The organism is Microbacterium sp., from assembly GCF_047972865.1.
GTDB lineage: Bacteria > Actinomycetota > Actinomycetes > Actinomycetales > Microbacteriaceae > Microbacterium.
Window position 1 is genome coordinate 57007 of record NZ_JBKEAY010000193.1, and the last position, 13050, is coordinate 70056.

Consider the following 13050-nt stretch of genomic DNA (forward strand, 5'->3'; position numbering starts at 1 on the left):
GGGTTCGTCGTCCAGCCTAGGGCGTCGGTGCTGACGGCCACGCCACCGCCGCCACCGTGCGAGCATGTCTGCATGCGTATCGTCGTGACGGGTCCGCCCGGGTCTGGGAAGTCACTGGTCGGGGCCGCCCTGGCAGCCGCTTTGAAAGCGAGTTTCGTGGACGGCGAGGACGTACACGGATCCGGAGCGGCCGATGACGCGCAGCGGATGCCCTGGCTCGACGCCGTGGCGTCGGCGCTGGTGCGGTCCGCTCCGGCCGTCGCCGCCTGCCCGGCGCTGCTTCGGAGCGATCGAGACCGGATGCGCGCGACGTGCGCCGACGCCTGGTTCGTCGAGCTGGTCGTCGCCACCACGCCAGCGCCCCACGACGCCGGGGAATCGCTGACGACCGACGAGGCGGGGATGCGTGTCGACGCGGCGATGGACCTGGAGACGCTCGTGGCCCAAGTGGTCTCCGTGTGGAGCTCGCGGTGGGCCTGATCGGCTCAGGGCGTGCTGCGGGACTCAGAGCGTGCGGGGCTCAGGGCGTGCCGGGCTCAGTGCTTGCTGGGGGAGGAGGACCGCCCCAGCGCGAGCAGGGCGCCCAGCGCGCCGACACCGCCGCAGACGGTCATGACGCCGATGAGCCACATCAGAAGCTGAGACATGAGGTTGCTGTCCATGGGTTCCCTCCTCGAACGGGTGCATCCTCATCGTATCGGGCGGCTGGTAGACTGAGCGCGGACTTCGGCGAGGGGTGCGTGCGTCGGCACGACGACGCGCGCGACCCGTGATCGACGCGGTGATGCAGGCTTTGCGGCTTCCTCACGCGCACGCGTTCGAGTCGAACCACTCAGACCACCGATCTGGGCTGCGGCCCGCAAGGAGAACACACATGTCGACCGACACCGACACCAGGGTCGTCGCGGAACTGCGCGAGCGGTTCGGGAAGGGCTTTGCCCGCCGACTGCGCGCGGCCGGAAAGATCCCCGCCGTCATCTACGGGCACGGCACGGCGCCGGTGCACGTCGCGTTGCCCGGCCACCAGCTCTCGCTGCTGGTGCGCCGTGCCAACGCCGTGCTCGAAGTCCAGGTCGACGGGGGCGAGCACCTCGCGCTGGTGAAGGACGTGCAGCGCGATCCGGTGCGCCAGATCATCGAGCACATCGACCTGCTCGTGGTCCGCAAGGGCGAGAAGATCGAAGTCGATGTGCCGATCAGCGTCGTGGGCGAGTCGTTCGCCGGGACGATCGTCAACCTCGACGCCACGTCGGTTGCGCTCGAGGTCGAGGCCACGCACATCCCCGAGAGCATCGTGGTGGACGTCGAGGGCCTGGAGGAAGGCGCGCACATCACCGCCGGCGACCTCGTGCTGCCCAGCGGCGCGACCCTCGTCGCTGACCCTGAGACGCTGATCGTCGCCGTCTCGGTTCCGTCGGCCGCTGCCGCGGAAGAGGACGAGACGACCGAGGCGGGCGAAGCCGACGAGGCGGCGGATGCCGAGGACGCCGGCGCGCCCGACGCTTCGTCGGACGAGTAACCCCCGAGCCTGACGCCCGTCGCCGCCGCTTCCGGTGGCGGCGGGCGTCGTCGTCGAAAGGACAACCGCATGGTGGACGCGTGGGCGGTGGTGGGGCTCGGGAACCCGGGTCCGCGCTACGAGGCGACCCGGCACAACGTCGGTCAGATGGTGGTCGACGAACTCGCCGCGCGGCGCGGTGAGACACTGCGCGCGCACAGGAGCAACGCCCGCGTCGCCGAGACCTGGCTGCGCCCGGGGGGAGCAAAGCTCGTGATCGCCAAGCCGAACAGCTTCATGAACGTCTCCGGCGGCCCGGTCAGCGCACTGGCGGCGTTCTACGGCATCCCCCCGGAGCGTGTCGTGATCGTGCACGATGAACTCGACATCCCGTTCGACAGCGTCAAGCTGAAGATCGGCGGCGGTCACGGCGGACACAACGGGGTGCGAGACGTCGTCAAGGCGCTCGGGACGGCCGAGTTCCCGCGGGTGCGGGTGGGCGTGGGGCGTCCTCCCGGGCGAGCGGATCCCGCCGACTGGGTGTTGTCGCCGTTCTCACCGGCGCAGCGTGACACACTCGCGCACCTCGTCGGCGACGCCGCCGACGCGATCGAAGACCTCGTCGCGGACGGGCTGCTGGCCGCTCAGCAGCGCCACCACGCGCCGCGGGATTGAGCGCCGCTCAGCCGGCGAGCAGGAGCACGAGGACCACGGTCGTGAGGAACAGGACCGGTCCCAGTGCCGCCACGACGATCGCGGCGGTTCCGAACGCCCCGCCGCGGCGTGTGCGGATCGCGATGGCGCCCTGGACGATCGCCCAGATCCCCAGGGCCGTCCCGATCCAGAAGCTCGCTTCCACCATGACGGCCTGCGCCTTCACCGGGCTGAGTAGCCGCGGGTCGGGACCGCTCGCGCCCCAGATGGCCGCGCCGACCTCCGGGGCGATCGATATCGTGTTCACTCCCGCGGTGATCGTCGCGCCGACGACCGCGATGATCGCGATCAGCAACGCGACGACGCCGAGGACCGTCGACCCCTGCGGTCGTGACGGCTGTGCGTACACCGGCGGGACCGTTGGCGGCGCGGCGCGCGGGTAGTCGTACGGCGCCTGCGGGGCGGGCGGTGGGGACGCTCCCGGCGGTAGCTGGCTCATGCCGCCATCCTAGACGCATGCCGTCGCCGCGCGAGTGGGGAGCCAGAGGACCGTAGACTCTTGCGGTGACAGTTCCGGGTATCGTCCCTGCCCTCATGACCGACGCCGCGGTGGGTCCCGCGCTGGAGGCCGCGCGCGCGGATGCGGACTTCTCCCTCGTGGAGGGGCTGGACGCACCGTTGCTGGCGGCGATCCTGCGCCGCCGCCGTGAGGACGCGACCGGTTCGCTGCTGGTGGTCGCCCCCACTGGACGCCGCGCCGAGAGCATCGGGGCGGCACTGGCCGCGCTGTGCCCCGAAGTGCCGATCATCGACTTTCCCGCGTGGGAGACGTTGCCCCACGAGCGGCTCAGCCCGAGCGCGGAGATCGTCGGCCGGCGCTTGGATGCGCTGCGCCGGCTCGCCGACACCCGCACCCCGGTCGTCGTCACCGCGTCGGTGCGTGCGGCACTGCAGCCGGTCGCGGCCGGGCTCACCGACGTCGGCACCCTGACGTTGCGGGTCGGTGCGGACGGCGCCGCGCTCGAGGCCATCGTGCGCCGGCTCATCGAGCTGGCCTACGTCCGCGTCGACATGGTGTCGCGGCGCGGCGAGTTCGCGGTGCGGGGCGGCATCCTCGACGTCTTCCCGCCGGTGGCCGAACATCCCTACCGCGTCGAACTGTTCGGCGACGAGGTCGAGCAGATCCGGGCGTTCTCGGTCGCTGACCAGAGGTCGCTGCCGGGGGAGGTCGACCGCATCGACCTGCTGCCCAGCCGGGAACTGCTGCTCACCGACGCGGTGCGCGCGCGTGCGCGGGCACTCGCGGCGACGTCGCCGGGGCTGCGCGGCATGCTGGAGAAAGTCTCCGAGGGGATCGCCGTGGAGGGCATGGAGTCCTTGATGCCCGTGCTCGCCGACGGCGTCGTGCCGATCGTGGCGTATCTGCCCGAGGGGGCGGCCGTGGCGATCCTCGAGCCCGAACGGTCGGTGACGCGCGCCATGACGCTCGGCGAGACCAACCGGGAGTTCCTCGACGCGGCCTGGAACGCGGCCACCGCGGGCGCCGAGGCGCCGATCGACCTGGGAGCGGCCGACTTCCTGACGCTTCCCGCGCTCCGTGCGGCGGCGGCGGCGCGCGGTGGCGCGTGGTGGACCTTCAGTGGCTTCGACTCCGGTGCCGCCGACGCCGCCGCCGAGGGCCTCCTGGTCGACAACGACACGGTTCGGGTGACCGGGGTCGGCGTGCCCGCCTTCGGCGCAAGCGCGGACGGGGCGACGGGGCACGTGGGTGAGCTCGTCGCGAACGGCTGGCGCGTCGTGGTCGCCACGACCGGAGTCGGGTTGGCCGAACGCGCCACGGAAGTGCTCGCCGAGCGCGGCGTCGCCGCCCGCACGGTGTCCGACCTCGTGGACATTCCCGAGCCCGGTGTCGTCCACACGACCGTCGCGCGCCTGGAACGGGGTTTCCAGCTCGCCGAGGTACGGCTCGCCGTCGTCACCGAGGCGGAGTTCTTCGGGCGCACGATCGGCGGCGACACCCGCGTGGTGACCAAACTCGCCTCCCGGCGGCGCAACGTCGTCGATCCGCTGCAGCTGACGCCGGGTGACGTCGTCGTACACGCGACCCACGGCATCGGCCGGTTCGTCGAGCTCGTCCAACGGGAGGTCTCCAGCGGGGGCCGCAACCCCGTCAAGAGCACCCGGGAGTACCTCGTGCTGGAGTACGCCCCCTCCAAGCGGGGTTACCCGGGAGACAAGCTCTTCGTCCCCACCGACCAGCTCGACCAGCTCTCCCGGTACGTGGGCGGCGACGCCCCCGCACTGTCCAAGATGGGCGGCAGCGACTGGGCGGCCGCCAAAGGCAAAGCGCGCAAGGCCGTCCGCGACATCGCGGTCGAGCTCGTCAAACTGTATTCCGCCCGCATGGCCGCCACCGGCCACGCGTTCGGCGCCGACACACCGTGGCAGCGGGAACTCGAAGAGGCGTTCGCCTTCGCCGAGACCCCCGATCAGCTGCAGACCATCGACGAGGTCAAAGCCGATATGGAGCGCCCGGTGCCGATGGACCGGTTGCTGTCGGGCGATGTCGGGTTCGGCAAGACCGAGGTCGCCGTCCGGGCCGCGTTTAAGGCGATCCAGGACGGCAAGCAGGTGGCGATGCTGGTGCCGACGACGCTGCTGGTCAAGCAGCACCACGAGACGTTCACCGAGCGTTTCGCAGGGTTCCCCGTGCGGGTGCGCCCGCTGTCGCGCTTCCAGACCGATGCGCAGGCGCGCAGCACCGTGGCGGGCCTGGCCGACGGCACCGTCGACATGGTGATCGGAACCCACCGCATCCTCACCGAGAAGGTGGCCATCAGAGACCTCGGACTGCTGATCATCGACGAGGAGCAGCGGTTCGGCGTCGAGCACAAGGACGCCTTGAAGAAGCTCAAGACCGGTGTCGACATCCTTGCGATGAGCGCGACCCCGATCCCGCGCACCCTCGAGATGGCGGTCACCGGCATCCGCGAGATGTCGACGCTGCAGACCCCGCCCGAGGACCGGCATCCGATCCTCACCTACGTCGGGCCCCGCAACGACAAGCAGGTCGCCGCCGCGATCCGGCGGGAACTGCTCCGCGAGGGCCAGGTGTTCTACGTGCACAACCGAGTGCAGTCCATCCAGCGCGTCGCCGCCCAGCTGGCGGAACTGGTGCCGGAGGCGCGCGTCGTCGTCGCGCACGGCCAGATGGGGGAGCACCAGTTGGAGCACGTCGTCGACGAATTCTGGGAGCGCCGTGCCGACGTGCTGGTGTCGACCACCATCATCGAAACCGGCCTGGACATCTCCAACCCCAACACCATCATCAACGACCGGGCCGACAAAAACGGGCTCAGCCAGCTGCACCAGTTGCGCGGCCGGGTGGGTCGGGGCCGGGAGCGCGCCTACGCCTACTTCCTGTACGACGAACAGAAGCCGCTCAGCGAAACGGCTGCCGACCGGCTCGAGACGATCGCCGTCAACAACGACCTCGGCAGCGGGATGCAGGTGGCACTGAAGGACCTCGAGATCCGCGGCGCCGGCAACCTGCTGGGCGCCGAACAGGCCGGCCACATCGCCGGTGTCGGTTTCGACCTGTACCTGCGTATGATCGGCGAGGCGGTGGCGGCCTTCCGCGGCGAAGAGGCGACCGGCCCGGCCGAACTACGACTGGAGCTGCCCGTCCAGGCGCGCGTGCCGGAGTCGTACATCGACAGCGAACGACTCCGGCTCGAGGCATACCAGAAGCTCTCGGCGGCGGCATCGGTCACCGCCACCGACGACGCCATCGACCTGGTCGTCGACGAACTGCGCGACCGGTACGGCGAGCCGCCGGAAGCGGTCGCCGGGCTGTTCGACATGGCACGGCTGCGGCGTCGCGCCGCGCAGGCGCAACTGACCGACGTCGTCGCCATGGGACCCAACCTGCGGATCGCGCCGGCGCGGCTTCCCGATTCGCTGCAGGTGCGGCGACAGCGGCTGTACCCGACGTCGAAGGTGCTCGCCGGCGGCGACGCGATGATCGTCCCGCTGCCGGCCGCCGACGGGGCGGCACGCAGTGATGCCGAACTGATCGCGTGGGTGGGTACCCTGCTGGATCAGCTGTTCCCGCTGCCCGAGGCGCCGTGAGCGCTCAGATCACACCCTGCGCGAGCATGGCGTGCGCGACCCGCTCGAACCCGGCACAGTTGGCCCCCACGACGTAGTCGCCCGGGCTGCCGTACCGTTCGGCGGCGGAGTAGGCGGCTGCGTGCACGTTCTGCATGATCTCGCGCAGCCGGGCCTCGCTGTCGCCGAACGACCAGCGCTGTCGCGCCGCGTTCTGGCTCATCTCCAGCGCTGAGGTCGCCACACCGCCCGCGTTGGCCGCCTTCCCGGGGCCGAACAGTACTCCCGCCTTCTGGAAGGCGGAGACCGCCGCCGGGGTGCACGGCATGTTCGCACCCTCCGAGACCGCGCGTACGCCGCCGGCGATCAGGGCGCGGGCGTCGTCCTCGTCGAGTTCGTTCTGGGTCGCCGACGGCACCGCGATATCCACCGGCACCTCCCACGGTCGTGCCCCTTCCACGAAGCGTGCGGAGGGGCGGGCGGCAGCATAGGCCGAGATGCGCGCACGGTCGACCTCCTTCACCTGCCGCAGCAGGTCCACGTCGATGCCGTGATCGTCGACGACGTAGCCGGTGGAGTCGGACGCGGTCACCGGGATCGCGCCGAGCTGGTGTGCCTTGGCGATGGCGTAGATCGCGACGTTACCCGAGCCGGAGACCCCCATCCGCATCCCGGCGATGTCGCGGCCCGCCGTGCCGAGCATCTCCTCGGCGAAGAAGACCGCCCCGTATCCGGTCGCTTCGGTGCGGACCTCGGCGCCGCCCCACTGCACGCCCTTGCCGGTGAACATGCCCGATTCGTGACGGTTGGTGATCTTGCGGTACTGGCCGAACAGGTAGCCGACCTCCCGCGCGCCCACGCCGATGTCCCCGGCGGGGACGTCGGTGTGCTCGCCGAGGTGGCGGTACAACTCGTCCATGAACGCCTGACAAAAGCGCATGACCTCCGCGTCGCTGCGCCCGTGCGGGTCGAAGTCGCTGCCGCCCTTGCCGCCGCCGATCCCCTGACCAGTCAGGGCGTTCTTGAAGATCTGCTCGAAGCCGAGGAACTTGATGATCGACAGGTTCACGCTGGGGTGGAAGCGAAGACCACCCTTGTACGGACCCAGGACCGAGGAGAACTGCACCCGCATCCCGCGGTTGACGTGCAGGTCGCCGTTGTCGTCGGTCCACGGCACGCGGAAGATGATCTGCCGCTCGGGCTCGACGAGACGCTCGACGATGCCGGCCTCGACGAAGGTGGGGTGTTCTTCCAGCACCGGGACGATCGAGGCCAGCACCTCGTGCACGGCCTGGTGGAACTCCGGCTCGTGGGCGTTGCGGGCCACCACGGTGTCGAAGACGGGCCGTACGGCGGCGGACAGGGGCGCGAGAGTTTCGGTCATGGTGGTGCTTTCGGTTCCGGGCCCGCAGCAGTACGGGCCGAATCCTCACCTTAGCGACACTCGAGGGTTTCGCCGTGGTCGCGCCGCGGCATACGCTGGCGCACAGGACTCACGGGTGCACAGGGCTCACGGGTGTACAGGGAGGCGGCCATGCGATTCGACCATCTCGGGGCAACGCCCCGCATTCACCCCGATGCCGTGGTGGCGACCCCCGCGGTGGTCTCCGGTGAGGTCACGATCGGCGCCGGCTGTCAGGTGCTGCACGGGGCGGTGATCACCGCCGAAGGGGGGCCGATCACGCTCGGTGAGAACGTCGTGGTGATGGAGAACGCCGTCATCCGCGCGAGCGCCGTCAATCCCGTGCACATCGGATCGCACGTGCTGGTCGGGCCGATGGCGAGCGTGTCGGGAGCGGTCGTGGGCGACGAGGTGTTCCTGGCCACCGGAACCCGCGTCTTCAACGGGGCGCGCGTGGGCGACCGCACTGAGGTGCGCATCAATGCGGTGGTGCATCTGCGGACCGTGCTGCCCCCCGAGTCGGTGGTGCCGATCGGCTGGGTCGCCGTCGGCGATCCGGTGCAGGTGCTCGCCCCGGACCGGCACGAAGAGATCTGGGCGGCCCAGAAGGACCTCGACTTCCTCGGCTACGTGTTCGGTCTCGACCGCGACACGCCCGATCTCATGGTGCAGCTCACCGAGCGATACGGCGCGGCGCTGGCACGCCACCGCGACGACCGGCCCCTCGACTGACGCCGGGCGGACCGGCCTCAGCCGGTGTTCTGCAGCCCCGCGGACACCCCGCTCACCGACAGGAGCAGCAGCCGCTGCCACGGCGACGTGTCGGCGGCGGGCTCGTCGGCGCGCAGGATCCGCAGCGCGCGCAGCTGCAGCAGCGACAGCGCGTCCACGTACGGGCTGCGCAGCCGGACCGCCCGCTGCAGGACGGGCTTGCCGTCGAGGAGCGCGGTCCCCCCGGTGATCCGGATGATCCACTCGCGGGTGAGCATCATCTCCGCCATCACGAGGGCGGCAAGGTCGTCGCGGTCGCCCAGCGTCAGATAGTGACGGGCGATCCGCGAGTCGGCTTTGGCCAGGCTCATCGCGACGTTGTCGATCATGGTCTGCAGCAGCGGCCACCCCCGGTAGGCCTCTCGCAGCAGTTCCTGGTCGCCGACCGCTTCCAGCGCGGTGCCCAGCCCGAACCAGCCGGCGAGGTTGATGCGCGCCTGCGACCACGCGAACACCCACGGGATCGCCCGCAGGTCCTCCAGCGACTCCACCGTCAGCCCGCGGCGCGCCGGTCGCGAGCCCAGCGCGAGCAGTCCGATCTCCTCCAGGGGGGTGACGGTCGCGAACCACGGCGCGAAACCGTCGGCTGAGACGAGCTCGGCGAATCGCTCGCGCGAGGCACGGTCCATGGTCTCGGCGACGGCGGCGTAACGCTCGGCGGCCTGCCGGTTGCGATTCTCGATCGACGGCGCGGATGCCGTCAGCGCGGCGGCGGCGACCTGGTCGATGTGGCGCATGGCGATCGCCGGTTCCGCGTACCGCGCGAAGATCACCTCGCCTTGCTCGGTGAGTTTGAAGCGGCCGTCGACCGAGTGCGGCGGCTGGGCCAGGATCGCGGTGTTGGCCGGCCCACCGCCGCGGCCCAGGGCGCCGCCGCGACCGTGGAAGAGCGTCAGCTCGATTCCGTGCTCGTGCGCCCACCGCGCAATACGATCCTGCGCGTCGTAGAGCGCGAGGTTCGCGGCGACCGGTCCGACGTCCTTCGACGAGTCGGAGTAGCCGAGCATGACCTCGAGCCGGTTCTCGGTCTCCTGCAGACGTCGCGCGAACTCCGGGTGACCGACGACCTCGGCCAGGATGCCGGGCGCCGCCTGCAGGTCGGCGAACGTCTCGAACAGGGGGATGACGTCGAGCACGGGGGGAGCGCCGTGCGGCCCGACGGCGTGGCGGGCGAGGCGATGCACCGCGACCAGGTCGTCGGCGGACTGCGTGAACGAGACGATGTAGCGTCCCGCCGCGCGCGGCCCCAGGCGGCGCTGGATCTGCGCGATGGCGCGGAACACCTCGAGCACTTCGTGGGCACGCTCGCTGAGCTCTCCGCCGGCGTCGCACTCGGCGAGCACGGCGGCGTGCACCGCCGAGTGCTGGCGCACTTCCAGTTCGGCGAGGTGGAACCCGTAGGTCTCCACCTGCCAGAGCAGTTGCTGCAGGTGCCCGTACGCCTGGCGCCCGGCGCCGGCGGCCACCAGTGAGTCCTGCACGACCCGCAACTGCGCGAGCAGTTCGTTCGGCTCGCGGTAGGCGAGATCGGCGTCCCGGGTGCGTGTCGCGACGATGCGCCGGCAGATCAGCAGCATGACCCGCTTGTGCGCTTCGTCCGGCGCACGTACGACGGCTTCGGCGGCGGCCTCCTCGTCGGCCGCCGCGAGGTGTTCCCACAGCTGCGCCAGGGCCGGTGACGGGGGCGTGCTCGCCGCCGAGAGGGTGAGCCCGCGGGCGATGCGCGACGCGGTGCGCTCCAGTCCGCGCAGGATGTGCTCGGACGCGATCGCCGCCGCCTGCTTGGTCACGGCCGCGGTCACGAACGGGTTGCCGTCCCGGTCGCCGCCGACCCAGGTCCCCAGCCGGACGAAGGGGCGGATGACGGGTGCGCGGTCGCCCGCGGCGACGCCCTGGAGCGCGTCGTCGACGCGTCGGTACACGTGCGGAATGGCCGTGTAGAGCGTTTCGTCGAACACCGCCATGATGGAGCGCACTTCATCGACCGGCGACGGCTTCTCGGTGCGCAACGGAGCGGTCCGCCACAGGGTGTCGATCTCCTCGAGCATCCGCCGTTCCGCGCGGCGCTGGTCCGCGCCGCCGGCGATGGCCTCGTCCCGCTCGCGCAGGAGTGCCTCCAGACGCCGGATGCTGGTCGACACCGCGCGGCGCCGCGCCTCGGTGGGGTGGGCGGTGAACACGGGGTGGAACCGCATCGACTGCAGCCGACGCAGGGCGGTGTCGTCGCCGACCTCGGCCGCCAGGCGCACGAACGCCGCGGCGACCGACTCGGTCACCGCCTCCTTCTCCGGCCGGCCGTCGCGTTCGCGCAGCACCCGCACCCGCTGGCTCTCTTCGGCGAGGTTGACGAGATGGAAGTACACCGTGAAGGCGCGGGCGACCTCGTCGGCGCGCGCCGCTGAGAACGACTCGGCGATCGCGGCGGCGCGGGTGAACGCCTCGGGGGAGTCGTCCGCATAGGCGGCGATCGTCGCGGTGCGCAGCTTCTCGACGTCGTCGTAGAGCCCGGGTGAGCCGCTTTCGCGGAGCACCCGTCCCAGCAGCGAACCGAGTAGCCGCACGTCCGCGCGCAGCTGATCCGGCAGCTCGCGCTCGGTGTCCGCGCGTCCCACGAGGTCGAGGGTGTCTGTGGGGGTCTTCTCACGCATCCGTCCACCGTAGCCCGCCCCTGTTTCGTCCAGGTCACGCGTTACGATCGGAGGAGGTGAGCCGGGAAGTCTGGTCGGCATCCGCCCTCCGACGACCCCGAAAGGTGCCCATGAGCCTGCTGCGCTCTGCACGATTCCCCGCCGTCATCCTCCTCGCGGCTGCGGCGTTGGGGCTCATCCTGGCCAACTCTCCCGCCCATGAGACGGTGGATGCGATCAAGCACACCTCTGTCGGCATCCCCGGTGTCATCGAACTGGACATCGGCCACTGGATCGCCGACGGACTGCTGGCCATCTTCTTCTTCGTGGTGGCGGTGGAACTGCAGTACGAGCTGACCAGCGGTCAGCTCAATTCGACGCGGCGCGCGCTGCGGCCGGCGATCGCCGCCGCCGGCGGGGTGCTCGTGCCCATCGGCGTGTACCTCCTCTTCGCGGCCGGCAGCGACGCCGTGGCGGGCTGGCCGATCCCCACGGCCACCGACATCGCGTTCGCGTTGGGCGTGTTGGCCGTCTTCGGCACCGGGTTGCCGCCGGCCCTGCGCATCTTCCTGCTGGCCCTGGCGATCCTGGACGACATCGTAGGAATCGTGCTCATCGCGGTGCTGTTCACCGGGGACGTCGACTTCATGATGCTCGGGTTCGCGCTCATCGGTGTGGTGCTGTTCCGGGTGTTCAGCAGATACCTCGACACCAAGGTTCGGGCGCTGGCGGCGGTCGGCGTCGTCGTGGTCGCGGTGCTCACCTGGTACTTCGTGTACCGCTCCGGTGTGCACGCCACCATCGCCGGTGTCGCGCTGGGCTTGGTCATGATGCAGCAGCCGGCGTTGCGCGCCCGTCACGCTCTGGAACCGTGGGTCAACGCCGTCGTGCTGCCCCTGTTCGCGTTCTCGTCGGCGTCGGTGGCCATCCCCGCCGTGTCGATGGGGGAGATCTCGCCCGCGTTCTGGGGCATCGTGGTCGGTCTGCCGCTCGGCAAGATCGTGGGCATCGCCGTGGCCGGCTGGATCTCGCAACGGGTCGGGCCGCACGACGAGTCCGCGCCGCCGCTCCCGGCTGGTGACCTGCTCGCGGCCGGCGCGCTCGGCGGGATCGGGTTCACGGTGTCGCTGCTGCTGTCCGAGCTGGCCTTCGCCGGCACGCCCGAGATCCGTGACGAAGCCACGCTCGGGGTGCTGGCCGGATCGATGATCGCGCTGGTGCTGTCGGGCATCCTCGTCTCGTGGCGGGCCCGGCACTACCGCCGTCTGGCTCCCGAGCCGGGGGACGCGGCGGGATGAGCGAGGCGGACGCGCTGCGGGCGGCGGTCGACACGATGCGCGCGGTGCGCGACCGTTGCGTCTGGAGCCAGCAGATCACGCATCGCGACCTGGTGCCCTACCTGCAGGAAGAGGCGGCCGAGCTGATCGACGCCGTCGAGGTCGGCACTGGCGACGACCTGCGCGAGGAACTCGGCGACCTGCTCTGGCAGGTGCTCTTCCACGCCGAGATCGCCTCTCGCGACGGCACCGCGCCGTTCGACATCGACGACGTGGCGCTCGCGCTGACCGAGAAGATGGTGCGCCGCCACCCGCACGTGTTCGCCGACGCCGTCGCCACGACACCTGCCGAGGTGCTGGTGCACTGGAACGCGGCGAAGGCCGCCGAGAAGCGGGCGCGCACGAGTGTGCTCGACGGGGTGTCCCCGCACATGCCCTCCCTCGCCCTGGCCCAGAAGCTCCTCGGCAGGGCGGCGCCCCACCATCGCGTGGCCGAGTCCCCGCACCGGCCGGCGACGGAGGCCGAGCTGGGCGATGCGCTGCTGGCCCTGGTGGTCACAGCGCGTGCGCGCGGGTGGGATGCCGAACGTGCGCTGCGGGAGCGCCTGCGGGTGCTGACGGCCGAGGTGCGCGCCGCCGAGGCGACCGGGGGCGCCGGGACCGTCCCGCCCGACCTGGAACAATAGTGGTGTGCTCAGTGTGAACCCGCCG

At 71.0% G+C, this 13050-nt stretch carries 11 protein-coding genes; 7 read left to right on the forward strand and 4 right to left on the reverse strand.

From position 1 onward, the window contains the following. Positions 1 to 72 precede the first annotated feature (72 nt). The gene (locus tag ACK5KK_RS11755; RefSeq protein ID WP_416890266.1) at positions 73 to 480 is read left to right on the forward strand and encodes a gluconokinase; all 408 of its coding nucleotides are present in this window, start codon (positions 73 to 75) and stop codon (positions 478 to 480) included. A gap of 56 nt (positions 481 to 536) precedes the next feature. On the opposite strand, the gene ACK5KK_RS11760 is transcribed toward ACK5KK_RS11755, so the two are convergent. Then, entirely contained in the window at positions 537 to 662 is a 126-nt protein-coding gene (locus ACK5KK_RS11760) for a hypothetical protein (RefSeq protein WP_416890267.1), read from the reverse strand. Positions 663 to 874: 212 nt separating this feature from the next. Between ACK5KK_RS11760 and ACK5KK_RS11765 the strand changes: the two genes are divergently transcribed. Further along, entirely contained in the window at positions 875 to 1519 is a 645-nt protein-coding gene (locus ACK5KK_RS11765; protein WP_416890268.1) for a 50S ribosomal protein L25/general stress protein Ctc, read from the forward strand. Between the two features lie 69 nt (positions 1520 to 1588). Next, positions 1589 to 2173, forward strand: a complete 585-nt coding sequence (gene pth, locus ACK5KK_RS11770; protein ID WP_416890269.1) for an aminoacyl-tRNA hydrolase — start codon at positions 1589 to 1591, stop codon at positions 2171 to 2173. Between the two features lie 7 nt (positions 2174 to 2180). On the opposite strand, the gene ACK5KK_RS11775 is transcribed toward pth, so the two are convergent. After that, complete coding sequence (locus tag ACK5KK_RS11775; protein WP_416890270.1) at positions 2181 to 2651, reverse strand: hypothetical protein; 471 nt, start codon at positions 2649 to 2651, stop codon at positions 2181 to 2183. Between the two features lie 65 nt (positions 2652 to 2716). Here ACK5KK_RS11775 and mfd point away from each other — a divergent pair, with 65 nt between their 5' ends. Then, positions 2717 to 6283 carry a transcription-repair coupling factor gene (gene mfd, locus ACK5KK_RS11780; protein ID WP_416890271.1) on the forward strand — a complete coding sequence of 1189 codons (3567 nt, stop codon included), beginning with the start codon at positions 2717 to 2719 and terminating at the stop codon, positions 6281 to 6283. Positions 6284 to 6287: 4 nt separating this feature from the next. On the opposite strand, the gene gdhA is transcribed toward mfd, so the two are convergent. Continuing rightward, positions 6288 to 7646, reverse strand: coding sequence for an NADP-specific glutamate dehydrogenase (gene gdhA / locus ACK5KK_RS11785; protein ID WP_416890272.1), 1359 nt, complete (start codon positions 7644 to 7646; stop codon positions 6288 to 6290). A 150-nt stretch (positions 7647 to 7796) separates the two neighbouring features. On the opposite strand from gdhA, the gene ACK5KK_RS11790 reads away from it, so the two are divergent. Beyond that, on the forward strand, positions 7797 to 8396 hold the full coding sequence (locus ACK5KK_RS11790) for a gamma carbonic anhydrase family protein (RefSeq protein ID WP_416890273.1): 600 nt from the start codon (positions 7797 to 7799) through the stop codon (positions 8394 to 8396). A 17-nt stretch (positions 8397 to 8413) separates the two neighbouring features. Here the strand turns inward: ACK5KK_RS11790 and ACK5KK_RS11795 are convergent, their stop codons facing one another. Continuing rightward, positions 8414 to 11083, reverse strand: coding sequence for a phosphoenolpyruvate carboxylase (locus tag ACK5KK_RS11795; protein ID WP_416890274.1), 2670 nt, complete (start codon positions 11081 to 11083; stop codon positions 8414 to 8416). Positions 11084 to 11193: 110 nt separating this feature from the next. Between ACK5KK_RS11795 and nhaA the strand changes: the two genes are divergently transcribed. Further along, on the forward strand, positions 11194 to 12360 hold the full coding sequence (gene nhaA / locus ACK5KK_RS11800) for a Na+/H+ antiporter NhaA (protein ID WP_416890275.1): 1167 nt from the start codon (positions 11194 to 11196) through the stop codon (positions 12358 to 12360). Beyond that, on the forward strand, positions 12357 to 13025 hold the full coding sequence (locus ACK5KK_RS11805) for a MazG family protein (RefSeq protein ID WP_416890276.1): 669 nt from the start codon (positions 12357 to 12359) through the stop codon (positions 13023 to 13025). The genes nhaA and ACK5KK_RS11805 overlap by 4 nt, the downstream gene beginning before the upstream one ends. Positions 13026 to 13050 lie beyond the last annotated feature (25 nt).